The organism is Flavobacterium frigoritolerans (assembly GCF_025847275.1).
In the GTDB taxonomy this organism is placed as follows: domain Bacteria; phylum Bacteroidota; class Bacteroidia; order Flavobacteriales; family Flavobacteriaceae; genus Flavobacterium; species Flavobacterium frigoritolerans.
This window is the reverse complement of the sequence record NZ_JAOZEV010000001.1, coordinates 311,274-334,796: the sequence shown is the minus strand read 5'-3', so window position 1 is coordinate 334,796 and position 23,523 is coordinate 311,274. Positions and strand designations below refer to the sequence as shown.

Sequence of the window (23,523 nt, the reverse complement as noted above, 5' to 3'; positions counted from 1 at the left end):
TTTAATGATGTTATTAAACCCGTTTTTATATTTTTTACAAAAAAATCATCTCACTCTTTTAAAGGCAATTGTGCCTTCTCTTTTTTTGTTGTCTTTGTAAGCTCCTTCGAGCGTATTACCATCTTCAGATAATGTTAAGACATGTGTTCCCTGAGTTGCCCAACCTTCAATAGGTAAAGTCACATCCACAGTGTATTCAACTGTATTTCCTATTCTTTTCCCAACGCCGCTTTCTACAAACTTTTGCCCTTTCCATTCTAGGTAATGAGAGAAAATAACTTTTCCGTTTTGTTCAGAGATAATAGCTACGGCATTTTCGACCCCCGAATTAATATCTGACCAAACGCCATTGATATCTAATTTTTTATTTTGGCTGAAAGAAAGGTTTGAAAAAAATAATGCTAGGAATAAGAGTTTTAGGATTTTGGATTTCATAATGTTGAGGTTAGTTCGTTTTATGGTTTTAAGTTTTGAATTTGTACAGATTTGATTTCTAATATAGCACCAGAAATAGGATTGTAATTCACAAAATTAAATTTACAAAGATTATGAATGTTCAATGATTTATCTTTTAGTTTAAAATCTGACCAAGGTATTTTTATTGTAGCAAATGTATTGGGTGAAGCAGGTAAATCAACCATTGCATGTGTTCCTCCATGTACACAGCCAGTTCCAGAATTATTTCCTTCCCGAGCCTGCAATTTAATAGCTTGTGATGATTTATAAGTAATGCTTACAAAATTGGAATTGCTAGGTAAATTGGTCGGTTTTCCGTCATTAGTTTCAGATGGAGTGATCATTACATTTAGTTCAATTTCACCAAGAGGAGAGTCTTTTGCTGTTACACGAATAAGATCTTTTTTCTCTCTAATTGAGTTAATCGTTTCCTGATTTTCTTTGGTAGGTCCTGCAACAAACCAAGTATTTGAAGTCACCAGATCAGAGGTTTTATTTGGGGTTTGAAAAATAGTAGTTTTACAGCTTGAAAATAAATATGAAATTATAATAAAACTCAGCGATATAATTCGGATAGTGATTGTTCTATGTTTCATAAAAGATTAATCTTTTTTTTGCTAAAATAAATAATAAAGTAACCTGTTTAGATTTTAAAATTTTAGCGAGGTTATTTGATGATAGATAAAGGCGGGTTCTAAAAGAATAATTAGATAAATTTTAAAAGAGGCTCTAATAAGAGATTGTATTATTATGATAAGCTGTGTTTCGTTTTTATTTCACATTTAATATTATTTTAGAGATCGTAAAAAAGATTTGTCTTCACGGCTAGGATTAGCATAAAATTTCTAACTTTCCCAAAAAAACATAGCTCAATTATTACATGCAATTATCGGTTATTATCCTCAATTACAATGTGCGTTATTTTTTAGAACAATGTGTTTTAAGTGTACAACAGGCGCTTGAGAATGTTGATAGCGAGATAATTGTAATAGATAATAATTCTCCAGATGATAGTTGTGAGATGATTCGCAGTCGGTTTCCTACTGTAAAATTGATTGAGAATAAAGAAAATTTAGGTTTCCCAAAAGGAAATAATATAGGAGTTTCTCAGGCAAATGGAGAGTATATATGTATTTTAAACCCAGATACTGTAGTTGCCGAAGATACATTTACAAAAGTATTGGCTTTTGCTAAAAAACAGCATGATTTAGGGATAGTAGGCGTAAATCTTATTGATGGAACAGGTAATTTTCTTCCAGAGAGCAAGCGTGGTATTCCAACACCTTGGGTCGCTTTTACCAAAATTGCAGGATTGTATAAGATTTTCCCCAAATCAAAATACTGCAATAAATATTATGCGGAACATTTACAAGAAAACCAAACAGGAAAAGTAGAAATACTCGTTGGTGCTTTTATGGTAATGAAACGAGATTTATATAATGAAGTTGGAGGTTTCGATGAAGATTGTTTTATGTATTCTGACGATATTGATTTATCGTATATGGTTTTGAAAAAAGGAAAAACTAATTATTATTTTTCTGAAACTACTGTAATTCACTATAAAGGAGAAAGTACAATAAAGGACGAGAAATACATGAAGCGTTTTCAGGAGGCAATGAATTTCTTTTATAAGAAACATTTTAAAGTATCTTTTTTGTTCTCATTTTTTATGAAAATGGGAATTGTGTTTTTTTCTATTATGAAAATGATTCAGGGAAAAGCAATGATAAAAACAACACCAAAAGAGTATTTTTTATATAGTTCAAATGATAAATTAGCCGTAAAATTGAGTTTAATTTTACAAAATAAAGTTACATTTTGTGATTTAAAAAAAGAAAAAATGGTAAATTCGTCCCTGATTTACATAGCAAAAGGAGCAGAGGTAATTTTGGATAATCAATACATATCATTCAAGAAATGTATCGATATCTTAAAAACGGAAAGACATAAGAAGATTACTTTTAAAATTTTACCCAAAACTACTGCTTTTTTAATCGGAAGTGATTCCAGTAATGATAGAGGTAAAATCGTTAAAATCGCATAAAAATTATATTTAATGTAATTTATATTTAAATTTTTCAGTAATTTCGCAATCTGAAAATCAAAATCACCTTTTAGGTTAACAATATGGCAAGATTTGAATTAAAACTTCCTAAAATGGGAGAAAGTGTCGCTGAAGCAACAATCACAAACTGGTTGAAACAAGTTGGAGACAAAATTGAAATGGATGAAGCAGTACTGGAAATCGCCACTGATAAAGTAGATAGCGAAGTGCCAAGTGAAGTTTCGGGAATTTTAATTGAGCAATTGTTTGGCAAAGACGATTTGGTACAAGTAGGGCAGACTATTGCCATTATTGAAACAGAAGGAGGATCGTCATTTTTAGTCGATAAAGTAGCAGAAGAAACAACTGCTCCAGCAGAAGTTGCTGCAATCGAAAAAACAATCGAAGCGGCTAAAGAAGTTGCAGCTCCGGCAGATTATACTACTTCAGATAAATTCTTTTCTCCTTTGGTGAAAAACATAGCTAAAGAAGAAAATGTTTCTATAGCTGAGTTAGAAAGTATAAATGGTTCAGGAAAAGATGGTCGCGTGACCAAAGAAGATATATTGGCTTATGTTGCTGGTAGAAAAAATAAAGTAGAAACACCGAAGGTAGAAGTGAAAGTTGAGGTTGCGGTGCCTGTTAAAGTACAGGAACAAGTAGTTTCAAAAGCAGCACCAGTTTCTGTAAATGGAGGAGATGAAATCATAGAAATGGATAGAATGCGTAAGCTTATATCTGGATATATGGTGGCTTCAGTTCAAACTTCTGCACACGTACAATCGTTTATTGAGGTAGATGTAACTAATATTGTAAAATGGAGAGAAAAAGTTAAAACTGCTTTTGAGAAAAGAGAAGGAGAAAAATTAACTTTTACGCCAATTATGATGGAAGCTGTTGCAAAAGCATTGAAAGACTTTCCAGGAATGAATATTTCAGTTGATGGTGATTATATCATCAAAAAGAAAAATATAAATTTAGGAATGGCAGCTGCATTACCAAATGGAAACTTAATCGTTCCGGTAATTAAAAATGCAGATCAGTTAAACCTGGTTGGAATGGCAAAAGCAGTTAATGATTTAGGTAATCGTGCAAAAGCAGGAAAACTAAAACCAGACGATACACAAGGAGGAACATATACAGTAACTAATGTGGGAACTTTTGGAAGTGTTTTTGGAACGCCAATCATCAATCAGCCGCAAGTTGGTATTTTAGCTCTAGGAGCAATTCGTAAAGTACCAGCAGTTATAGAAACTCCAGAAGGGGATTTTATCGGGATTCGTCAGAAAATGTTCCTTTCGCACAGTTATGACCACCGAGTTGTAGATGGAGCATTAGGAGGAAGTTTTGTGAAAAGAGTAGCAGAGTATTTAGAAGCTTTTGATGTAGATAGAGATTTTTAGAAAAATCAATCTTATAAATAATTAACCCTTTTAACGTTTTAAATGTTGAAAGGGTTTTCTTTTTGCAGGATTGTTGCATTACAGGAGGTAATCGGCAACTTTCTGAAAAAAACAAGTGAAATTCGGCTTTAAAAATTATATTTGTAAACTTATAAAATTAAAAAATGGAACTGAAACTCAACAAACCAATTTGCTTTTTCGATCTTGAAACTACTGGAATTGACATCGGAAAAGATAGAATAGTAGAAATTTCAATATTTAAAGTTTTTCCAAACGGAAATAAAGAAAGTAAAACTTGGTTGGTGAATCCTACAATTCCAATTCCACCACAAACCACCGCTGTTCATGGTATTACCGATGAAAAAGTGGCAAATGAACCTACGTTTGCAGTATTGGCACCACAGGTTTATAATATGATAAAAGATAGTGATTTGGCAGGGTTTAATTCAGATCGTTTTGATATTCCGTTGTTGGCAGAAGAACTGCTGCGTGCGGGTGTTGACTTTGATATGAAAAACAAATGTTCTGTCGATGTGCAGACTATTTTTCATAAAATGGAAGAAAGAACATTAAGTGCTGCCTTGAAGTTTTATTGCGGGAAAAGTCTAGAGAATGCGCATTCTGCAGAAGCAGATACCATGGCGACATATGAAATTCTTAAAGCGCAATTGGATCGTTATCCAGAACTGGAAAATGATATGAAGTCATTGTCAGAGTTTACAACCAGAAAGAAAATAGCTGATTTTGCAGGAATGATTGCTTTTGATAAAGATGATGAAGAGGTTTTTACCTTCGGAAAACATAAAGGAGCAAAGGTAGAGAAGATTCTTGAGACAGAACCAGGATATTTTAGCTGGATACAAAATGCAGACTTTCCTTTGTATACTAAAAAGGTACTGACAGCTATTAAATTAAGAAAGTTAAACACAAAATAAGGTTCTAAGAAATTAAGGCTCTAAGGTTCTGAGTTTTTTGTACTTGGTTTTCTTGGTGGCTTAGTAACTTAGCGACTTAGCAACTTAAATAGAATGAAGATAATCTGTATCGGTAGAAATTATGCGAATCATATAGAAGAATTGCAAAACGAACGTCCAACGGAGCCAGTCGTGTTTATGAAGCCTGATTCGGCAGTTTTGTTAAAGCAGCATCCATTCGTGATACCTGAATTTTCGGAGGATATTCATCACGAAATAGAGTTAATTGTTAAAATTAACAAGGTAGGAAAGTACATAGAGCCAAAGTTTGCACATAAATACTACGATGAAATTAGTGTAGGTATTGATTTTACGGCTAGAGATTTACAGACTAAATTGAAGGAGAAAGGATTGCCTTGGGAAAAAGCAAAAGCGTTTGATGGTTCGGCAGTAATAGGTGAATTTTTGCCTAAGACGCAATTTAGTTCACTGGAAAATATTACATTTGAGTTAACAAATAATTCTAAGAGCGTTCAAAAAGGAAATTCTAATATGATGTTGTGGAAAATTGATGAGCTTATTTCGTATGTTTCTCAATATTTTACATTAAAAATTGGAGATATTATCTTTACAGGAACTCCAGAAGGAGTTGCGGCCGTAAAACCAGACGATGTTTTAGAAGGATTTTTAGAAGGAAAAAAATTATTCAGAATACAAGTAAAATAATGGCTTTAAAATACAACCTTTCAAAAGTGTACGCACTTTCAGATAACGATCCAGAATTTGTAAATGAAATTCTTAATTTGTTTGTAACCGAAGTTCCGGAAGATTTAAAACAAATTAAAGAAGGGATAAAAAAGAAAGATCATAAACATGCCTATGCCTATGCGCATAAGATAAAACCAACACTTGATTTATTAGGTCTTAATGTTGCTTTTGAGGAGATTCTTCAGGTTGAAGCCTGGACAAAGGCCGAAGGTAAAAAGAAAGCCATAGAGGAAACTTTTAAGAGTATAAAAAATCAGGTAAAAGAAGCGATTAAAGAAATTAAGAAAGACTTTGATCTGTAAAAATTAAAGATGGTCTTCCTGAATCATATCAGGTTAGATTGTCAGTTATATATAAAATTCACTAGCCATATAATTAAATACAAAGGTTAGTGAATTAATTTTCTTTCTTCGTATTACTTCGCGATAAAAAGGATATCTATTGCTACTTCATGCAACTCCTTGCGAGAAATAATCTAATGTAATAATTTGAACTTCAGATACATGAAAGCAACAATAATAACGATTGGTGACGAAATCCTAATAGGACAAATTGTAGACACAAATTCTGGTTTTATAGCCAAATCTTTAGATAAAATCGGAGTCGAAATCCATGAAATGATTTCGATAAGTGATGATAAAGAGCATATTTTAAATACATTTTCTCAATTACAAAACAAAGTTGATTTAGTAATTATTACGGGAGGTTTAGGGCCAACTAAAGATGATGTGACTAAAAAAACATTTTGTGATTATTTTGAAGATGAATTAGTGGTAAATCCAGAAGTTTTGGCTCATGTCACAGAGTTGATCGAAGGTTTTTATAAAAGACCGATTACTCAAATGAATAAAGATCAGGCGTTGGTTCCTTCAAAATGTACAGTACTTCATAATAAGATGGGAACGGCTCCAGGTATGTGGATGAAAAAAGAAAACACTGTTTTTATTTCTCTTCCAGGGGTTCCTTATGAAATGAAATATTTGGTAGAAAGTGTTATAGTTCCAAAGGTTGTAAAAGAATACGAGCGGCCGTATATTATTCATAAAACGATACTTACCTATGGGCAGGGCGAAAGTTTAGTAGCTGAGCGTATTGAAGAGTGGGAGAATAATTTACCAGATTTTATAAAGTTAGCTTATTTGCCTAATCCAGGAAGGGTGCGATTGCGACTTTCGGCACGAGGTACAGATAAAGAAATGTTGGAAGCAGCTATTGAGGCTAATGTGCAATCGTTAGATGCGATCATTCATGATATCATAGTAGGTTTTGATGATAACGAAACTATTGAGGTAGTGGTGGGGCAGCTACTTGCTAAGAAAGGAAGAACAATAGCAACAGCTGAAAGTTGTACGGGAGGAAAAATCGCATCACTTTTATCAGCGGTTTCTGGTGCATCAAGTTATTTTAGAGGTAGCGTTGTGCCTTATTCAACCGAGTTAAAAACGACTGTTTTGGGAGTGTCGGCGAATTTAATAGAAGAAAATTCTGTCGTAAGTTCGGCAGTAGCTTCAGCGATGGCTTTGAACGTAAAACGCCTAATGAAAACAGATTACGCAATAGCGACAACTGGGAACGCTGGACCAACAAAAGGAGACTCAAAAGCGGAGATCGGCACTGTTTTTATTGCAATTGCAACTCCAAACGATATAATTGTTGAAGAATTTAATTTTGGCCAACCACGTGAAAAAGTGATAGATAGGGCTGTAATTAAAAGTTTAGAGATGTTACAGAAAGAAATTTTAAAAAATGTGCACTAATTTTTTGTTTCAATCGTTTATTTTTCTTTTCTTTGCACCCTGATTTTGAATAACGATAAAACATAAGTATAATGTCAAGAGTTTGTGACCTTACAGGTAAAAGAGCGATGGTAGGAAATAACGTTTCTCACGCTATGAACAAAACTAAGAGAAAATTTTCTGTGAACTTAGTTAAAAAGCGTTTTTATCTTCCAGAAGAAGATAGATGGATTACTCTTAGAGTAGCAGCATCTACGATAAAAACAATTAATAAAAATGGAATTTCTGCAGTTTTGAAAAAAGCGCAGTCAGAAGGATTTATCAAATAATCTTTTCCAAAATAAATATATAGCAAGATGGCAAAGAAAGGTAATAGAATCCAAGTAATTTTAGAATGTACTGAACACAAGACTTCTGGTGTAGCAGGAACTTCAAGATACATTACAACAAAGAACAAAAAAAATACTCCAGACAGATTAGAGATTAAGAAATTTAATCCAATCTTGAAACGTGTAACTGTTCACAAAGAAATTAAGTAATAATTAGAGATTTTATAAATCTCAATGGTTTTCCATTAGAGCTTTATAAAAACTTCAAATAACATTTGAATCATGGCAAAGAAAACCGTAGCATCGTTACAAACAGCTTCTAAGAGATTATCAAAAGCCATCAAAATGGTGAAATCTCCTAAAACTGGTGCATATACATTCGTAGAATCTATTATGGCTCCTGAAGAAGTTGATACTTTCTTGAAAAAGAAATAATTAACAATTACAATATATAGAAAAGCTACTTTCATTCGGAAGTAGCTTTTTTATTTTTTATATTTGTCTCAAAATTTAGAGAAGCCAGACAATAGCCCTTTTTTAATCAATGTTCCCGCATTTGCTATAATCTTTTGTTTTGGACCCCAGAACAAAAAGGTTTTTTCTGCAAACCTAGTTCGCTTAACTCCTATGAAATTGGAAATTATGTGAAGTAATTGGAGCTAATTAAAGACATTTGGACTTCTTTAAACTCTAGAATTGTTGTAGATTGTGAGAAAAATCTAAATAATTCGAAAAACTAACAACCTATATAAAAATGAGTTTTTTTAAAAAAATATTTTCATCCGATAAAAAAGAGACACTAGACAAGAGTCTTGAGAAATCAAAAACATCTTTCTTTTCTAAATTAAGTAAAGCAGTAGCTGGTAAATCTAAAGTCGATGACGACGTTTTAGATAATTTGGAAGAAATCCTTGTTTCTTCAGATGTTGGAGTAGAGACAACTCTAAAAATTATTACCCGAATAGAAAACCGTGTAGCTGCCGATAAATATCTTGGTGTTGATGAGTTAAATCAAATCTTACGCGAAGAAATTGCAGGCTTGTTATCCGAAACCAATACAGGTGAGGCAACCGAATTTGTAGTTCCTATTCAGACAAAGCCATATGTTTTAATGGTGGTAGGAGTAAATGGAGTAGGAAAGACCACAACTATTGGTAAATTAGCTTATCAGTTTAAAAAAGCAGGTTATAAGGTAGTATTAGGTGCGGCAGATACTTTTCGTGCAGCAGCGATTGACCAATTGCAAATTTGGGCTGATCGCGTAGATGTGCCAATTGTAAGACAAAATATGGGTAGTGATCCAGCATCAGTTGCATTTGATACCTTACAGTCAGCAGTAGCACAAAATGCAGATGTAGTTATAATTGACACAGCAGGACGTTTGCACAACAAAATTAACTTGATGAACGAGCTTACAAAAGTTAAACGCGTCATGCAAAAAGTTGTAGCCGATGCACCACACGATGTACTTTTGGTTTTGGATGGTTCAACAGGTCAAAATGCTTTTGAACAAGCTAAGCAATTTACAGCAGCAACCGAAGTAACAGCTCTTGCTGTAACTAAATTAGATGGTACAGCCAAAGGCGGTGTTGTAATTGGTATTTCGGATCAGTTTAAAATTCCTGTAAAATACATTGGTGTTGGTGAAGGAATTGAAGACTTGCAGGTTTTTAATAAGTATGAGTTTGTAGATAGCTTCTTTAAATAATTTTCAGATGAGTTTTAATACTATTCCGCCGATATATTTTTATTTTGGCAGCATTCTTTCTTTTGTTTTGTCTAATATTTTTAGAGAACAAAATCTAACAGTATATTATGTTTTATTAGTAATAGGTGTTATTTTGTTTGTTCTTGGTCTTCTTAGAAGAATTCAGACAAAAAGATAATTCAATAAAAATATTTTCACAATATTTTTTTATAAGATAAAGCTTTTCTTTGTTAGGATAAGCTGTGTTTTATGTATAAAGAGCCAAGGAATATTTATAGTATTCGTTGGTTTTTTGCTTTATAGATAAGTTCAGATAAATAAAATAGTTTGTTGGGTTTTGATGATTTTTTCTTCTTTATCAATTTTATAAAGTTAACTTTGTGTTTAATAAAAATATTCATATTACCGTGAAGCTTTAGCCCTAGTCACTTCATAGAATTTCATTAAAAGTGGTATTCTCTATTATGGGTTTTTAATCATAATAAAGATGTAGCATCATAAAGCCTTCCAAGAAAAAATTAATTTATAATGAAAAACGTATTTAAAATTCTCTTAGTCTCATTTTTGTTTGTAGCTTGTCAACAGAAAATAGAACCTGCCGATATTGCTAAATTAAATGGATATTGGGAGATTGAAAAAGTTGTTTTTGATAAGGGTGAAGACAAAGATTATGGAATGAACGAGAGCTATGATTATTTTATGATCGGAGCTGATAATACAGGAACCCGCCAAAAAGTAATGCCACAATTGGATGGAACTTTTGTAACAAATGATGTACATGAGGATGTAAAAGTAAGATTTAAAGAAGGTAAAGCCTTCTTAGATTATTCAACACCTTATATGAAATGGAGTGAAGAATTAATTGCTTTAACAGATAGTGAGTTAGTGCTGCTAAATGCTGAGAAGAAAGAATATCATTATAAAAAAGCAGGACCAATTAATATTACAGACAATGGCAAAAAGACTAAATAATCAGAGTACTGTTGGAGATATTTTACAAAAAATTATCCAAGTAAATAAGCTCCAACCCGGAATGGATCAGATTGATGTGAAAGAGGCATGGCGACAACTGATGGGGAATGGTGTAAATAGTTATACCCGAAATGTAGTTTTAAAAGGAAGTACACTTTATGTAGAGCTAACGTCATCAGTTTTAAGAGAGGAACTGACCCACGGAAAATCTAAAATCATTACAATGATAAATGAAGAATTACGAAGAGATGTAGTTCGTGATGTAGTTTTGAGATAGATAGTTTTCAGTTTCAGTAAAACAGAGTTATAAAAAAAAGTCCCATTTCATTTGAAATGGGACTTTTTTTATGATGTAAACTGTTACAGTAAAACTGCGACTGATTTACTGAATACTAGAATTGCTCTCTTCCAGCAAAATGGAATGCACCTTCGATAGCAGCATTTTCGTCGCTATCAGAACCGTGAACTGCATTTTCTCCGATAGAAGTAGCATATGCTTTACGAATTGTTCCTTCAGCAGCTTCAGCAGGGTTTGTAGCTCCGATTAAAGTTCTGAAATCTTCAACAGCGTTGTCTTTTTCTAAAATAGCAGCAACAATTGGTCCGCGAGACATGAATTCTACTAATTCTCCGTAGAAAGGTCTTGCAGCGTGAACAGCATAAAATGCTTGAGCATCAGCTACAGTTAATTGAGTTAATTTTAATGAAACGATTTTAAATCCTCCATTAGTAATCATTGCTAAGATATTTCCGATGTGTCCGTTTTGAACTGCATCTGGCTTAATCATTGTAAAAGTTCTATTTGTTGCCATTTTTATTTTTATTAAATTTTGTGCAAAAATAGACTTTTTTTATGAATTCAATTTAATAAATTCATAATTAAAACTACACAGGCTGTCTTTATGATAATTAATATTTAGAAATGGTGCATCGATTGTGATGCACTAGTATAGACACACCGTAGTGTGTCTGTATTTTGTGCATATCGTTAAGGAAAATTAAACCTTAAAAATAAGTTTATTCTTGTAGAAAATCCATAAAATGAATGTCCAAATACCAACGTATGTGAGCGCTCCAGCTAATGAAGCTGTCATTGGATTACTGAAAAAAGGTGCAATTCCAAAACTGTATAAATAATCTAAAAGATTGATTTGTTGATCAGGATTATGTGGGTTTTTAAATTGAAACATTACCAATCCTTGTGGGATTATTTGAGAAAAGAAAAATACAATCATTGGATTTACTCCCCAAATCAAGAATAATTTAATTCCTTTTTTTAAGTTTAGAATATCAATAAGATAATATAATAATGCTAGACAAGTTGTTGCTAGCCCAGCAGTATATAATACATATGTACTTGTCCATAAGGATTTGTTTATCGGAAAAACAATACTCCAAATTTGAGCAATGATGATTAGAATTATACCAGCGATTGCCATTTTTTTAGCAATCTCTATTTTGGGTATAGAACGGTGTAATAACTGACCAATAAGTAAACCAATAATTCCAGTTGCAATTGATGGAATTGTACTTAAAATACCTTCAGGATCCCATGTTATGGTTCCGCGGTACATATGCCCTTTTAATAAGATACTATCTATCCAAGAAGCTAGATTAGTTCCTTTATCAAAATTAGCTTCTCCAATTCCCGGAACAGGAATTAATGCCATTACTGCCCAATATCCTAATAACAAGAATGAAGCAACTAGTATTTGTGTTTTTTGGTTTGATTTTAAATATAAAAGCGAGACTACAAAATATACAATTGCGATACGTTGTAGAACTCCTGGAAGTCTCACGTCTTGATATGCTTCAATACCGCTATAAGCCAAAAAGAGGTAAATAAATAGGATTGAAAAGGCTAGAATGTTTTTTACTTTAGAGCTAAAATTACCCATTAATGCATATCCTACCGCAATAGTTATGATTAATCGGCCAATAAGCAACGGAATACCTTCGAGCCCAAAAAGTTGTATTTTGGCAAAGAAATTAAAGAAAATTCCAAGACAAAACATTCGTAACGAGCGTACTAATATTTTATTAAAAGTTGTGCTGTTAAAGTTTTTTGTAGGCATTGCAAAAGAAACGGCAACTCCCATAATGAAGATGAAAAATGGAAAAACCAAATCGGTTGGTGTGCAACCATGCCACTCTGAATGTAATAGAGGAGGGTAAATAGCGCTCCAGCTTCCTGGATTATTGACGATTGTCATTAATAAAATAGTTAATCCTCTGAAGACATCTAGTGAAATCAAGCGCTCTCTGGTCATAATGTTTTGGTAATAGGTTAGTTTTTGTTTTAAAAGTTAATAATTTGGTTTAGAGGGTAATAGTCTAAGAAGTAAGCGGTTATTTATTTTCTTATGATTATTACTTTATTGTTTTGTTTTTAAGAGCCTGCCTAAATTTTGAACGGATTCTTATATTGTTATAACATTAAAATTAGATTCTAATGGTTTTAATTCTTTAATTAAAAGCGGAATTAATTCTTCGCCTTTTTCCAGATAAAATTCCGAAAAATTGGCTTGACGCTCCTGTAAACTTCTGTTAGGGAATAACTCATTTTGCAAGCTAGTAATACGTTGTAAAATGTCATTTAGCTTTCTTTTTTGAGCTTTTAATAATCTTTTTTCAAGGTTGTCTAATCCTTTTATTTGTTTGATTTCTTGTGCTTTTACAGCTCCTGTAAACGATTTATCAGTTTGATTTGCCAATTCATAAAGATATTCGAATTGCTTCTGTAAAATCTCTTTTTGAGGTGTTAAATCAATAGAAAATGGAGATAATTCTCTTGTGCTTTTATTAATTAAATTTTCTTGCTTTGAAAATAAATCGCTCCATGATAGATTTAATTGATCCGCTTTTTTAACTTGTTTTTCGGTTGCTAAAAGCACCGAATTTCTAATTAAAAGCATTGGGAAAGTAATCTTAACAGTGTCAAAAAAGGACTTTAATTCTAACCAATATGCGATTTCTCCACCTCCGCCAATGTAGCATAAATTTGGAAGAATAATTTCCTGATATAGCGGACGCATAATCACGTTTGGACTGAATTTTTCGGGATTACTTTCTAATAAATCAAAGATTTCTTTTCCTGAGAATTCAATTCGGGTATTGTTTACTTTGTATTTTCCATTTTCAAAAATAATACGTTCGCGTAATTCATCTTCGATATAAAATAAATTAATTTCACGAGGATTTACCTGTATTGTATAATCTTTTAGTTTTTCAATGGTTTCCTGAACGGCTTTATAAGAAGATTGGGATTCTAGTTCTTCTTTTATATAAGGAATAAAAGCACGTTTTAAATTGGCATTATCGGCGTCTAGAATTACTAAGCCTTGTGAAGCAAATAAACTATTGGCTAGATAACGGGTTGCGTTAGCCAGATTATCATGTTTTAAATAAGCTTCCTTGAATATTTTTTTTAAGACATTGGCATTAGTGCTAGAACCTAATTCTAAAGCATATATTTCGAAAAAATCTTCAAGCCCTTTCGTTGATAATCTACCCACAGGACCAGTACTTTCAGCATTCCATCTAAATTTTTTACCTTTAAAATTAAAATAATTAATTTCTTCAAAATCATGATCTTCGGTTGCCATCCAATATATGGGAACAAAGTTATAAGAAGGATATTTTGACTTTAATTCGGCGGTAAGGTTTATAGTAGAAATGATTTTATACAAAAAATATAGAGGTCCACTAAATAAGTTTAATTGATGTCCAGTTGTAACTGTAAATGTATTTGGGAGTGCTAATGCTTCAATATTTTGTTTGGTTGAATCCGAAAGTTCAATCGTAGCATACTGATCTTTTAAGACAGAAACCAAAGGCATTCTATTGTTATCATCGAAATTTTGTTGTTTTTCAATGATTTGTTTCTCAAAGTTTTCCAGTGTTGGAAAATTATTATATAGCGGTTTTAAATCCGATTTTTGCTCTAAATAATCATGTATCAATGTTGAAAAATATCCTGAGGTTTGGTAGCTGATACAGTCGGTTGGCATAAGTATTGGTTTATTTTTAATAGCTGTAAATTTAATCAAAATTTATACTTAAAAATGGATTTAACTATTGCTTATGATTTGATTTTTAAAATAATATTTAATTAATTAAAAATCAGCTAGTTATATGTGTTATAGGAAAATACTTGTTTTTGAATTTGTTTATTTGAAAAATAATTTGCAAAATTTGCATTAGAAAATAAATCATTAACCAATTAATAACGAAGACAATGTTTGTATTAAACTTTACCTCTCAAAACATCACATCAGGATTAGATTCTGTTGTCATGTGTCTTCGTGGCTTTTCGCAATCATAGCAAATCAATTTTAGATATATGAATAAGCCCGAAGGAAATTAACTTTCGGGCTTTTTTTATTCTAGACACTTCAAAAAATTCCCGATACCCCGAACTCAATTTATCTATTGGAGATAAAATGCTTTTGTCTTGTATTTTTTAATACTTGACAGGAAAACTATAATTTAAATTTTTTTAAAATGGATAATTATCTTTTAGATGATTACATCCAATGTAGTCGCTTAAAGAAAAAAAGGCAAAAAAAGAGATTAGTTAAAGAGGATTTCGAAAAACAATTAATTCAGTTGAATAAGCTTGAAGGTGAACTTTGGAAAAAGAAAAGTTGTTTGCCTTTAGTTCCTTTAGCAACGCCCTACCAAAAAGGATGGCAGCGCTATTTTGTACTAAGGGAAGATATTGCAAGATCTAAAGAGGCATTGTTCTATAAAACAGTATTAGAGAAGATAAACACAGTACAATATTCTTCTGATAAATCTTTTAAGAAAAAGAAAAAGAGAAAAAGAAAGCATGTATATGTTGAAAGCCTTCAGATGGTAAAAGAGTTTTCAGAATCAGAATGGAGAAGCCCAAAATTAGCGTTGACTGAGAAAGAAAAAACACATTTTTATAAAAGGGAACGTTGGTGTCCTAATTGTAAACGCTATAAAGTGCATTATGTATTTAATGAACCTTGGCGCTATGTATTACGTGTCAGACCAAATATGATAACACATACTAAAATGGTCGATGCTGTTTTAGAAAGTGAAATAGATAAGTTAGATAATTATCTAACAAGAAATTTTCTTCGAAATTCAATGATAAAAATTGCACGCGGAAGTGTGAACTATTGGAGATGGAATAATAAAAAAATAAAATACCAAAATCCATTAGACAATAAACAAATTCATACCGTAATGGATGAATATTATAAAGAAAAAGAATATCTAAATAGTGGGGCAATAGACCCAAAAGATAAAAAATACAATGGGAAATAAATTATCCGGAAAGGACCTGATTAAAATAGGCTTTCCAAAAAATAATAGTATCAATATAGCCTTGGGGCAAATAAATAGATACCGTAAACGAGAAAAAAAAGAGAGTATATTAAACGAAGCCAAAGAAGTTTTACTATCGCCTGAAAAATTTACAGGACATGGTACTTGGGGTAAGGTCGCAGAAGGATTGGTAAATCCGGTACAGGTAAGAATGCATCAGTTAAATAATACTCGTGCACCATTTTCCATATTTGGAGAAAATGAAATCGATGAGCAGGCTAAGTATCAGTTATATGATGCTTTAAAATTACCAATTTCGGTTGCAGGAGCTTTAATGCCTGATGCACATTCTGGTTATGGATTGCCAATAGGTGGTGTTTTAGCAACAGATAATGCTGTTATTCCGTATGGAGTTGGAGTGGATATTGGCTGCCGAATGAGTTTGTCGATTTTTGATATACCAGCATCTTTTTTTAAAGGAAAAGATCATCAATTACAAGCAATTTTAAAAGATAATACGAAGTTTGGAATGTATGAAACGCATACCATACGAGCAGATCACGAAGTGTTTAGCCGAAGTGAGTTTCAGGATATTCCACTTATTAAAAGTTTATTAAGTAAAGCATATAAACAACTTGGTACATCTGGTGGAGGAAATCATTTTGTAGAGTTCGGAATTGCTAAAATTACCAATCCACTTAATGAGTGGAAAATTGGAGTAGGCGAGTATTTTGCAGTGCTTTCGCATAGTGGATCAAGAGGTTTGGGAGCTAATATTGCCAAACATTATACGTATCTGGCAACTAAACAATGTCCGTTACCTAAAAATGTACAGCATTTGGCTTGGTTGGATTTAAATACGCATGATGGACAAGAATATTGGTTGGCTATGAACTTAGCTGGAGATTATGCCAAAGCTTGCCATGATGATATTCACCGCCGAATTGCCAAGGCAATTGGTAAACGAGTGGTTGTAACGATCGAAAATCACCACAATTTTGCATGGAAAGAAACGGTAAATGGTAAAGAAGCTATTGTACATCGTAAGGGTGCAACCCCAGCTAATGTAGGGGAACTTGGTATTATTCCGGGTTCGATGACTGCACCTGGATTTATTGTTCAGGGAAAAGGAAATTCGGAGAGTTTAAACTCCGCATCACATGGAGCAGGACGACTTTTTTCTCGTAGAAAATGCAAGGAATCGTTTACACAAAGTGAGATTAATAAAGTCTTGAAAGCTAACGATGTGAGTTTAATTGGTGGAAACATTGATGAAGCACCCATGGCGTATAAGGACATTAATAAAGTAATGGCTAATCAAACAGAATTGGTGGATGTTTTAGGAACGTTTACACCAAAAATCGTTCGAATGGACAGATAATTAAAATTTAAAAAGATGAAACGATTTCAAGATGAAAATAAATTTTTAGGAAATTTTTCCAATGAGATTTTGGTAAAATGTCCGAAATGTGATTCTAAATCGGCTGTTAAAAGAGAAAATAAAATTGGCTGTGAATGCGGTCGTTGCTATTCTGCAGTTTTTGAATGCAAACATTGTTTTTATAAACTCAAAGAGCCCGTTTATCGATACATTGCTTATGGGAAAGCATATTGCAATCATTGTTTTGAAAAATACGAATATGAATCGCAACTTTTAAAAGAGAAGCCCGAAAAATATAAAGCTAAATGCCCGCATTGTAACTTTCAAGAAGAATGGAAACCAAAAATTAAAGCGGTTTTACAGAGCTCTAAAGTAAATGATGGTTTAGTAACCGATGCATGGTATAATTTACCACTTTGGTTTCAAAAAGAAGTAGATGGGGAAATATTTTGGGCTTACAATCAAGAACATATTGATTATTTAGAAAGGTACATTGGAGCAGATTTGCGAGAACGGAATTCAAAAATAAATTACAGTTCAAGCTTAGTAGCTCGTTTGCCAAAATTTGTAAAAGAGGCAAAAAACAGAGAAAAACTATTGAAGATTATAGATAAATGGAAAAAATAATTCAAATAACATCAGGTCGTGGCCCAGCAGAATGCAGCTGGGTTGTGGCTCAGGTTTTAAAAACATTCCTGGAAGAAGCAAATGACAATAAAATAAAGACTACTTTGCTTCAAAGAGAAACAGGAATAGAAAATGGTACAGTAGAAACAGCCACAATTTTATTAGAAAGTAATAATCTTGATGAATTTGTGAATTCTTGGATTGGAACCATCCAATGGATAGGACAGAGTCAGTTTAGGAAATTTCATAAGCGTAAAAATTGGTTTATCGGAATTTTTGAAGTTGATAAAGTGACTACAACTCAAATTTCTGAGAATGATATTCAGTATCAGGCAATGCGAAGTTCGGGTGCTGGTGGACAACATGTAAATAAGGTAAGTTCGGCTGTAAGAGCAACCCATGTTCCTACAGGGATAAGTGTTGTGTCTATGGATTCACGTTCGCAGCATCAGAATAAAAAACTGGCGACAGAGAGACTATTTCAAAAGTTTAAGGATGAAACTGTCAAACAATTCAAGGCCGAATTTCAGATGCAATGGATGAATCAATTGCAAATCCAGCGAGGTAATCCGATTCGGGTTTTTCAGGGGTCAGATTTTAAAAAACAAAAACAAACAAAAAATTACAAACAGGAAAGACAAAGATTAAAAAGAGAAGATTACTTAGAAAATGATTAAGTTCTAAAATCTTGAATTCCTAAATAGAATAGATTATGAAAACAGTAGATAAATATCTTTTTCAGGCATTAGATAGTTATCCATATTCGTTGGAAGAAACCATCGAATCATTGGATTATGCGTTGTCTTATGATGATAAAAACACGATGGCTTTATGCTTATATGGACAGGTTTTAAGCGATCAGTTATTTAAATATGAGGAAGCTAAAGAATATTTTCAGCAGGCTATTTCGATTAATATCAATACAATCGAAGTATATCCTTTTTATATTCATACTTTGATTTTGAATGAAGATTACAAAGAAGCAGTGAAGTTAATTGACTTTGCACTGACTATTAAAGGGATTAACAAAGTTGAGATATTTCTTAAGAAAGTAATGCTTTTGGAGAGCCAGCAAGAGTTTAAAAAAGCATTGAAAGCATTGAAAAAGGCAAAACTGGTAACTATAAATTCAGCTTACGAGTATGATATTGAAGAGACTGAAAAAAGATTAAACAAAAAAATAAAAAAAGGTTCTAAAAAAGAGGAACCTATTAAAAATAAAAAGAAATAATGCTAGAAAAGGATGTCATAATGGATATCCTTTTTTATTTCTAGAAATTTATATTTATTAAAAAAATATTTTAAACAGGCTATAATTAGGGTACTATACTTTTTGTATTAAGTTTTTCACAAATAGACTTTAATTTTGAAGATAAATATTTGTTACTTTTGGGAATTAGCTTCATTTTTACATCCTGTTTTCTTAAAATACATATAGAATAATATGAAAAATAATTCCAAAAAAGTAAATTCCACAAAACACGTTCTTTTTGGTAGCTTAATAGGTACTACAATCGAATTTTTTGACTTTTATATTTATGCCAATGCTGCAGTATTAGTTTTTCCGCAGTTATTTTTTCCAAGTTCAGATTCGACTATGGCAACTTTAGAGTCATTAGCTACTTTTTCAATTGCTTTTTTATCACGCCCTTTAGGCTCAGCATTTTTTGGGCATTATGGAGATAAAATTGGACGTAAATTTACTTTAGTTGCAGCCTTGTTAACTATGGGGATTTCAACAGTAGCAATTGGCTTTTTGCCTAGTTACGCTAGTATTGGTGTTGCTGCTCCTTTATTATTGATGTTATGCCGATTTGGACAAGGTGTTGGGTTAGGAGGAGAATGGGGAGGAGCAGTTTTGTTAGCGATTGAAAATGCACCACCAAATAAACGTGCTTGGTATGGGATGTTTCCACAATTAGGAGCGCCAATTGGGTTGCTGCTTTCAGGAGGGACTTTTTTATTACTTACAGATTCGATGAGTAATGAAGATTTTATGAATTATGGATGGAGAATTCCTTTTATCGCCAGTTCACTTTTGGTTGTAGTCGGGTTTTATATTCGAACTAAAATTACAGAAACACCTTCTTTTGAAAATTCTAAAAAAGAACAAGAAGAAGTGAAAATTCCATTTTTCACTTTGGTTAAATCGTATAAAAATCAATTGATTTTTGGAACACTTGCAGCTGTTACAACCTTCTTGGTATTTTATTTAATGACTGTATTTACATTGAGTTGGGCAACTTCTGATTTAGGTTATGCCAAAAGAGACTTCTTATTGATTCAGTTGTTTTCAGTATTGTTTTTTGCTTTATTTATCCCTATTTCCGCTGTAGTAGCAGATAAAATCGGACGTCGTAAAATATTAATTTTAACTACGGGAGCTATTGCTGTTTTTGGTTTTTTCTTTTCCTATTTTCTAAATTCAGGAAATGCTACTATGGTTACTTTCTTTTTATGCCTCGGAATGGGCTTGATGGGCTTTACTTACGGCCCTTTAGGAACCTTTCTGTCTGAATTGTTTCCTACAGCCGTTCGTTATTCAGGAGCTTCATTAACCTTTAATATGGCAGGAATTATTGGTGCAGCATTTGCCCCAATGATTGCGATTTGGCTAGCGAGTACTTATAATTTAACCTACGTAGGTTTTTATCTTAGTATTGCAGCTTTTATTTCGATGTTGTCATTATTAGTAATTAGTAAAAAAGAACATAAGTTTTAAGAATTTAATCCTAATAAAAAAGGGTCGTCTAATTATTTTAGACGACCCTTTTTGTTTGAAAAACAGGAGCTAAATCTTTTTGCAGAAACATTATAAATATCCCGTATTTTTGCAGAAAATATTTCCCTTTGAAAACTAAGCTTTTTGTAATCACGCCTCCTTTTACCCAACTGAATACACCGTATCCGGCAACTGCCTATATTAAAGGGTTCCTGAATACTAAAAATATAGAATCGGTTCAGGCAGATTTAGGTATTGAAGTAATTTTAGAATTATTTTCAAAGAAAGGATTACAAGATTTGTTTGAGATTTGCTCCGCTAGTTCGGCTTCCAGCCTCGGGCCAAATTCAAAATTTGAAGTTTTAGGGAATACAATTTCAGATAATTCCAAACGTATTTTTGCATTACAAGAGGAATATCTTAAAACTATCGATGCTGTAATTGCCTTTTTACAAGGAAAGAATCCAACATTAGCATTACAAATTTGTCAGGAAGATTTCTTGCCAGAGGCTTCTCGATTTGCACAATTAGAAGAACTCGATTGGGCATTTGGTACTATGGGAACGCAGGACAAAGCAAAACATTTAGCTACATTATATCTTGAAGATATTTCGGATTTTATTGTAGAATGTGTTGATGAGAATTTTGGTTTCAGTCGCTATGCCGAGCGTTTAGGTCGAAGTGCCAATTCTTTTGATGAATTGTACCAAGCTTTACAGCAAGAACCAACTTATATTGATGGGGTTTTAATTTCGATTTTAAAAGAACGTATAGAATCGGTAAAGCCAACTTTGTTCTTAATATCAGTTCCATTTCCTGGGAATTTATATAGTGCATTTAGAGCTGCACAATGGGTAAAACAGAATTATCCTGAAATTAAAATTTCAATGGGAGGTGGTTTTCCAAATACCGAATTACGTTCACTTTCAGATAAACGTGTTTTTGAGTTTTTCGATTTTATTACTTTGGATGATGGAGAAGTACCAATTGAAGAATTAATTTCGAGTATCGAAAATCCTGAGATTAATTCGTATAAACGAACTTTTCTGTTAGAAAACGGAAAAGTAGTTTATAAAAATAATTCGCTTAAACAAGATTATAAGCAATCTCAAGTCGGAACGCCAGATTATTCTGATTTGTTATTGGATAAATATATTTCGGTTATTGAAATTGTAAATCCAATGCACAGAATGTGGAGCGATGGACGTTGGAATAAACTCACCATGGCACACGGTTGTTATTGGGGAAAATGTACATTTTGCGATATTTCATTAGATTACATAAAGGTTTATGAACCTGTTGCGGCAAGTTTGTTATGTGACCGAATGGAAGACATGATGGAGCAAACGGGGCAAAATGGTTTTCATTATGTAGATGAAGCTGCTCCACCAGCACTTATGCGTGCTTTGGCACTCGAAATCCTTCGAAGAAAGCTGGCAGTAACTTGGTGGACAAATATTCGTTTTGAGAAAAGTTTCTCAGCCGATTTATGTTTGTTATTGAAAGCTTCGGGCTGTATTGCCGTTTCAGGAGGTTTAGAAGTTGCTTCGGATAGATTATTAAAACTTATAGATAAAGGGGTAACTGTAGAGCAAGTTGCAAAAGTAACCCGCAATTTTACCGAAGCAGGAATTATGGTTCATGCATATTTAATGTATGGATATCCAACACAAACGGTTCAGGAAACCGTTGATAGCCTCGAAATGGTGCGCCAGTTATTTGAAGCTGGAGTTTTACAATCAGGATTTTGGCATCAGTTTGCCATGACTGCACATAGCCCGGTAGGAATGTATCCAGAGAAATTTGGTGTAAAAAAAGCAACAGAAGCCATTGGAACTTTTGCGAATAATGACATCGATTATACAGACTCTACAGGAATCAATCACGATAAATTTAGTTTTGGGTTAAAGAAATCATTATTTAATTTCATGCATGGAATTTGTTTTGATTATGAGCTTCAAGACTGGTTTGATTTTAAAATTCCAAAAACGAAGATTGGGCAAGATTTTATTTATGATGCATTACAGGAATCAGAAGATTTTAATATAAAACCTACTGCCAAAATTGTTTGGTTGGGAGGAAAGCCTTTTACAGAAGCCTTTACCAAATCTAAAAAAGGAAATTCGTGGGAAATGCTAACGCTTACTTTTCATGATAAAAAAGAAAGTTTCAGTATTCAGACGAATAAAAGCGAAGGAGAATGGCTAGTTGAAATGCTACAGAAAATTTCAGTTGCAAAAACGAAAACGTATACATTTCAGGAAATCAAAGCCGATTTTGAAACTAGTTCTGAAGATTTCGAATTGTTTTGGTATTCTAAACCTGTGAATACGTTAAGAGAATTTGGATTATTGGTTTTATAAATACTCAACACATTCGCCATCATTAGGAACCGAAGTTTTTGCTAAAAGATCATTTGCAGTTAAAGCAAGTTTTAATTCTGTTCTGGTTGTTGGACAATGATTTAAAGCTTCTAAATGGTTCGCGAATACTTTGCCTGGTGCAAGTGCAATAAATTTTAAAATATCATTCATTCTCATCAATAATGGCTGTCCAAAATCTAATCGTGCGGTACCGCAGGCAATAGTTGCAATATCGGGTTTAAACTCAGTTAGTACTTTTTGTACATGTTCAGTAAAAATAGTATCAGCACTAATGTAAATCGATTTTTCATTAAGTAGTTCGATATAAAACCCCATTACATTTCCCATTAGTTTTGCAATAAAACCATAACCATGAACAGCTGGTATGCCCGTTATTTTTCCGCCTAAAAAGTTTTGTGGCTTCCAATAATCCAGAGTTTGAATAACGGTTAAACTTCTTTTAATAAGAGCATTTTCATCTTTGACACTGCAGATAACAGGAATCGATTTTCTTCTTAAGAAAATCTCACCAGCTTTATCGAGATGATCTGGGTGTAAATGTGTAATGATGCAATGTGTGACTTTGCTCAAAATGTCTCTGCTATTTTTTGGCAGATAGGTAAGTGGATTTCTTTTAGGTTTGTAGCGAAAAAAACTAAAAGGAGCAATAGTTTTTCTTTTGCCTAACATTGGGTCAATTAAAATAACATATTTTTCTGTTTCAATTACTAAAGTGGCATTACGCAAATGATGCAATCTCATATCTGGAATATTTGAATATTAAAAATACAAAATTCTATAA

Annotated in this window: 25 protein-coding genes; 19 read left to right on the top strand and 6 right to left on the bottom strand. The window is 32.7% G+C overall.

What is annotated here, in order from left to right:
* Nucleotides 1–45 precede the first annotated feature (45 nt).
* Both OIU80_RS01465 and OIU80_RS01460 read right to left on the bottom strand, forming a co-directional pair.
* Nucleotides 46–435, bottom strand: a complete 390-nt coding sequence (locus OIU80_RS01465) for a hypothetical protein (RefSeq protein ID WP_264285333.1) — start codon at nt 433–435, stop codon at nt 46–48.
* A 20-nt stretch (nt 436–455) separates the two neighbouring features.
* A complete protein-coding gene (locus OIU80_RS01460; RefSeq protein ID WP_264285332.1) occupies nt 456–1,052 on the bottom strand; it encodes a hypothetical protein in 597 nt (198 codons plus the stop codon).
* A 284-nt stretch (nt 1,053–1,336) separates the two neighbouring features.
* Here OIU80_RS01460 and OIU80_RS01455 point away from each other — a divergent pair, with 284 nt between their 5' ends.
* From OIU80_RS01455 to OIU80_RS01400, 12 genes are all read left to right on the top strand, one after another.
* Entirely contained in the window at nt 1,337–2,500 is a 1,164-nt protein-coding gene (locus tag OIU80_RS01455; protein ID WP_264285331.1) for a glycosyltransferase family 2 protein, read from the top strand.
* 83 nt (nt 2,501–2,583) lie between these two features.
* Complete coding sequence (locus OIU80_RS01450) at nt 2,584–3,903, top strand: dihydrolipoamide acetyltransferase family protein (RefSeq protein ID WP_264285330.1); 1,320 nt, start codon at nt 2,584–2,586, stop codon at nt 3,901–3,903.
* Nucleotides 3,904–4,067: 164 nt separating this feature from the next.
* Nucleotides 4,068–4,838, top strand: a complete 771-nt coding sequence (locus tag OIU80_RS01445) for a 3'-5' exonuclease (protein WP_264285329.1) — start codon at nt 4,068–4,070, stop codon at nt 4,836–4,838.
* A 93-nt stretch (nt 4,839–4,931) separates the two neighbouring features.
* A complete protein-coding gene (locus tag OIU80_RS01440) occupies nt 4,932–5,543 on the top strand; it encodes a fumarylacetoacetate hydrolase family protein (RefSeq protein ID WP_264285328.1) in 612 nt (203 codons plus the stop codon).
* Nucleotides 5,543–5,887 carry an Hpt domain-containing protein gene (locus OIU80_RS01435; protein WP_035625977.1) on the top strand — a complete coding sequence of 115 codons (345 nt, stop codon included), beginning with the start codon at nt 5,543–5,545 and terminating at the stop codon, nt 5,885–5,887. The genes OIU80_RS01440 and OIU80_RS01435 overlap by 1 nt, the downstream gene beginning before the upstream one ends.
* Nucleotides 5,888–6,088: 201 nt before the next feature.
* Nucleotides 6,089–7,342: a CinA family nicotinamide mononucleotide deamidase-related protein gene (locus OIU80_RS01430; RefSeq protein ID WP_264285327.1), complete on the top strand. Its 1,254-nt coding sequence runs from the start codon at nt 6,089–6,091 to the stop codon at nt 7,340–7,342.
* 71 nt (nt 7,343–7,413) lie between these two features.
* The gene (gene rpmB / locus OIU80_RS01425) at nt 7,414–7,650 is read left to right on the top strand and encodes a 50S ribosomal protein L28 (protein ID WP_007805815.1); all 237 of its coding nucleotides are present in this window, start codon (nt 7,414–7,416) and stop codon (nt 7,648–7,650) included.
* A gap of 27 nt (nt 7,651–7,677) precedes the next feature.
* Nucleotides 7,678–7,860: a 50S ribosomal protein L33 gene (gene rpmG, locus OIU80_RS01420; protein ID WP_017495179.1), complete on the top strand. Its 183-nt coding sequence runs from the start codon at nt 7,678–7,680 to the stop codon at nt 7,858–7,860.
* 72 nt (nt 7,861–7,932) lie between these two features.
* Nucleotides 7,933–8,085: a DUF4295 domain-containing protein gene (locus OIU80_RS01415; protein ID WP_072961632.1), complete on the top strand. Its 153-nt coding sequence runs from the start codon at nt 7,933–7,935 to the stop codon at nt 8,083–8,085.
* Nucleotides 8,086–8,404: 319 nt separating this feature from the next.
* Nucleotides 8,405–9,358, top strand: a complete 954-nt coding sequence (ftsY, locus tag OIU80_RS01410) for a signal recognition particle-docking protein FtsY (protein WP_264285326.1) — start codon at nt 8,405–8,407, stop codon at nt 9,356–9,358.
* Nucleotides 9,359–9,886: 528 nt separating this feature from the next.
* Nucleotides 9,887–10,330 carry a lipocalin family protein gene (locus OIU80_RS01405; RefSeq protein ID WP_264285325.1) on the top strand — a complete coding sequence of 148 codons (444 nt, stop codon included), beginning with the start codon at nt 9,887–9,889 and terminating at the stop codon, nt 10,328–10,330.
* Nucleotides 10,311–10,607, top strand: a complete 297-nt coding sequence (locus OIU80_RS01400; protein ID WP_264206381.1) for a DUF721 domain-containing protein — start codon at nt 10,311–10,313, stop codon at nt 10,605–10,607. The genes OIU80_RS01405 and OIU80_RS01400 overlap by 20 nt, the downstream gene beginning before the upstream one ends.
* 115 nt (nt 10,608–10,722) lie before the next feature.
* On the opposite strand, the gene OIU80_RS01395 is transcribed toward OIU80_RS01400, so the two are convergent.
* From OIU80_RS01395 to bshC, 3 genes are all read right to left on the bottom strand, one after another.
* Entirely contained in the window at nt 10,723–11,142 is a 420-nt protein-coding gene (locus tag OIU80_RS01395; RefSeq protein WP_035625955.1) for a nucleoside-diphosphate kinase, read from the bottom strand.
* A 186-nt stretch (nt 11,143–11,328) separates the two neighbouring features.
* The gene (locus OIU80_RS01390) at nt 11,329–12,600 is read right to left on the bottom strand and encodes an acyltransferase family protein (RefSeq protein WP_264285324.1); all 1,272 of its coding nucleotides are present in this window, start codon (nt 12,598–12,600) and stop codon (nt 11,329–11,331) included.
* Between the two features lie 150 nt (nt 12,601–12,750).
* Entirely contained in the window at nt 12,751–14,340 is a 1,590-nt protein-coding gene (bshC, locus tag OIU80_RS01385; RefSeq protein WP_264285323.1) for a bacillithiol biosynthesis cysteine-adding enzyme BshC, read from the bottom strand.
* Between the two features lie 493 nt (nt 14,341–14,833).
* On the opposite strand from bshC, the gene OIU80_RS01380 reads away from it, so the two are divergent.
* From OIU80_RS01380 to OIU80_RS01350, 7 genes are all read left to right on the top strand, one after another.
* Nucleotides 14,834–15,628, top strand: coding sequence for a hypothetical protein (locus OIU80_RS01380; RefSeq protein ID WP_264285322.1), 795 nt, complete (start codon nt 14,834–14,836; stop codon nt 15,626–15,628).
* Nucleotides 15,618–17,009: an RtcB family protein gene (locus OIU80_RS01375; protein WP_264285321.1), complete on the top strand. Its 1,392-nt coding sequence runs from the start codon at nt 15,618–15,620 to the stop codon at nt 17,007–17,009. The genes OIU80_RS01380 and OIU80_RS01375 overlap by 11 nt, the downstream gene beginning before the upstream one ends.
* 15 nt (nt 17,010–17,024) lie before the next feature.
* The gene (locus OIU80_RS01370) at nt 17,025–17,636 is read left to right on the top strand and encodes a hypothetical protein (protein WP_264285320.1); all 612 of its coding nucleotides are present in this window, start codon (nt 17,025–17,027) and stop codon (nt 17,634–17,636) included.
* Nucleotides 17,624–18,313: a peptide chain release factor H gene (gene prfH, locus OIU80_RS01365; RefSeq protein WP_264285319.1), complete on the top strand. Its 690-nt coding sequence runs from the start codon at nt 17,624–17,626 to the stop codon at nt 18,311–18,313. The genes OIU80_RS01370 and prfH overlap by 13 nt, the downstream gene beginning before the upstream one ends.
* A 35-nt stretch (nt 18,314–18,348) precedes the next feature.
* Entirely contained in the window at nt 18,349–18,867 is a 519-nt protein-coding gene (locus OIU80_RS01360) for a hypothetical protein (protein WP_264285318.1), read from the top strand.
* A gap of 213 nt (nt 18,868–19,080) precedes the next feature.
* Nucleotides 19,081–20,358, top strand: a complete 1,278-nt coding sequence (locus OIU80_RS01355; RefSeq protein WP_264285317.1) for an MFS transporter — start codon at nt 19,081–19,083, stop codon at nt 20,356–20,358.
* A gap of 128 nt (nt 20,359–20,486) precedes the next feature.
* The gene (locus OIU80_RS01350) at nt 20,487–22,721 is read left to right on the top strand and encodes a B12-binding domain-containing radical SAM protein (RefSeq protein WP_264285316.1); all 2,235 of its coding nucleotides are present in this window, start codon (nt 20,487–20,489) and stop codon (nt 22,719–22,721) included.
* Here OIU80_RS01350 and OIU80_RS01345 read toward each other — a convergent pair.
* Nucleotides 22,716–23,483 carry an MBL fold metallo-hydrolase gene (locus OIU80_RS01345; protein WP_264285315.1) on the bottom strand — a complete coding sequence of 256 codons (768 nt, stop codon included), beginning with the start codon at nt 23,481–23,483 and terminating at the stop codon, nt 22,716–22,718. The genes OIU80_RS01350 and OIU80_RS01345 overlap by 6 nt on opposite strands.
* Nucleotides 23,484–23,523 lie beyond the last annotated feature (40 nt).

Coding starts and splice junctions, on each gene's coding strand:
- OIU80_RS01465 (WP_264285333.1), bottom strand. CDS start 435: ATGAAATCCAAAATCCTAAAACTCTTATTCCTAGCATTATTTTTTTCA.
- OIU80_RS01460 (WP_264285332.1), bottom strand. CDS start 1,052: ATGAAACATAGAACAATCACTATCCGAATTATATCGCTGAGTTTTATT.
- OIU80_RS01455 (WP_264285331.1), top strand. CDS start 1,337: ATGCAATTATCGGTTATTATCCTCAATTACAATGTGCGTTATTTTTTA.
- OIU80_RS01450 (WP_264285330.1), top strand. CDS start 2,584: ATGGCAAGATTTGAATTAAAACTTCCTAAAATGGGAGAAAGTGTCGCT.
- OIU80_RS01445 (WP_264285329.1), top strand. CDS start 4,068: ATGGAACTGAAACTCAACAAACCAATTTGCTTTTTCGATCTTGAAACT.
- OIU80_RS01440 (WP_264285328.1), top strand. CDS start 4,932: ATGAAGATAATCTGTATCGGTAGAAATTATGCGAATCATATAGAAGAA.
- OIU80_RS01435 (WP_035625977.1), top strand. CDS start 5,543: ATGGCTTTAAAATACAACCTTTCAAAAGTGTACGCACTTTCAGATAAC.
- OIU80_RS01430 (WP_264285327.1), top strand. CDS start 6,089: ATGAAAGCAACAATAATAACGATTGGTGACGAAATCCTAATAGGACAA.
- rpmB (WP_007805815.1), top strand. CDS start 7,414: ATGTCAAGAGTTTGTGACCTTACAGGTAAAAGAGCGATGGTAGGAAAT.
- rpmG (WP_017495179.1), top strand. CDS start 7,678: ATGGCAAAGAAAGGTAATAGAATCCAAGTAATTTTAGAATGTACTGAA.
- OIU80_RS01415 (WP_072961632.1), top strand. CDS start 7,933: ATGGCAAAGAAAACCGTAGCATCGTTACAAACAGCTTCTAAGAGATTA.
- ftsY (WP_264285326.1), top strand. CDS start 8,405: ATGAGTTTTTTTAAAAAAATATTTTCATCCGATAAAAAAGAGACACTA.
- OIU80_RS01405 (WP_264285325.1), top strand. CDS start 9,887: ATGAAAAACGTATTTAAAATTCTCTTAGTCTCATTTTTGTTTGTAGCT.
- OIU80_RS01400 (WP_264206381.1), top strand. CDS start 10,311: ATGGCAAAAAGACTAAATAATCAGAGTACTGTTGGAGATATTTTACAA.
- OIU80_RS01395 (WP_035625955.1), bottom strand. CDS start 11,142: ATGGCAACAAATAGAACTTTTACAATGATTAAGCCAGATGCAGTTCAA.
- OIU80_RS01390 (WP_264285324.1), bottom strand. CDS start 12,600: ATGACCAGAGAGCGCTTGATTTCACTAGATGTCTTCAGAGGATTAACT.
- bshC (WP_264285323.1), bottom strand. CDS start 14,340: ATGCCAACCGACTGTATCAGCTACCAAACCTCAGGATATTTTTCAACA.
- OIU80_RS01380 (WP_264285322.1), top strand. CDS start 14,834: ATGGATAATTATCTTTTAGATGATTACATCCAATGTAGTCGCTTAAAG.
- OIU80_RS01375 (WP_264285321.1), top strand. CDS start 15,618: ATGGGAAATAAATTATCCGGAAAGGACCTGATTAAAATAGGCTTTCCA.
- OIU80_RS01370 (WP_264285320.1), top strand. CDS start 17,025: ATGAAACGATTTCAAGATGAAAATAAATTTTTAGGAAATTTTTCCAAT.
- prfH (WP_264285319.1), top strand. CDS start 17,624: ATGGAAAAAATAATTCAAATAACATCAGGTCGTGGCCCAGCAGAATGC.
- OIU80_RS01360 (WP_264285318.1), top strand. CDS start 18,349: ATGAAAACAGTAGATAAATATCTTTTTCAGGCATTAGATAGTTATCCA.
- OIU80_RS01355 (WP_264285317.1), top strand. CDS start 19,081: ATGAAAAATAATTCCAAAAAAGTAAATTCCACAAAACACGTTCTTTTT.
- OIU80_RS01345 (WP_264285315.1), bottom strand. CDS start 23,483: ATGAGATTGCATCATTTGCGTAATGCCACTTTAGTAATTGAAACAGAA.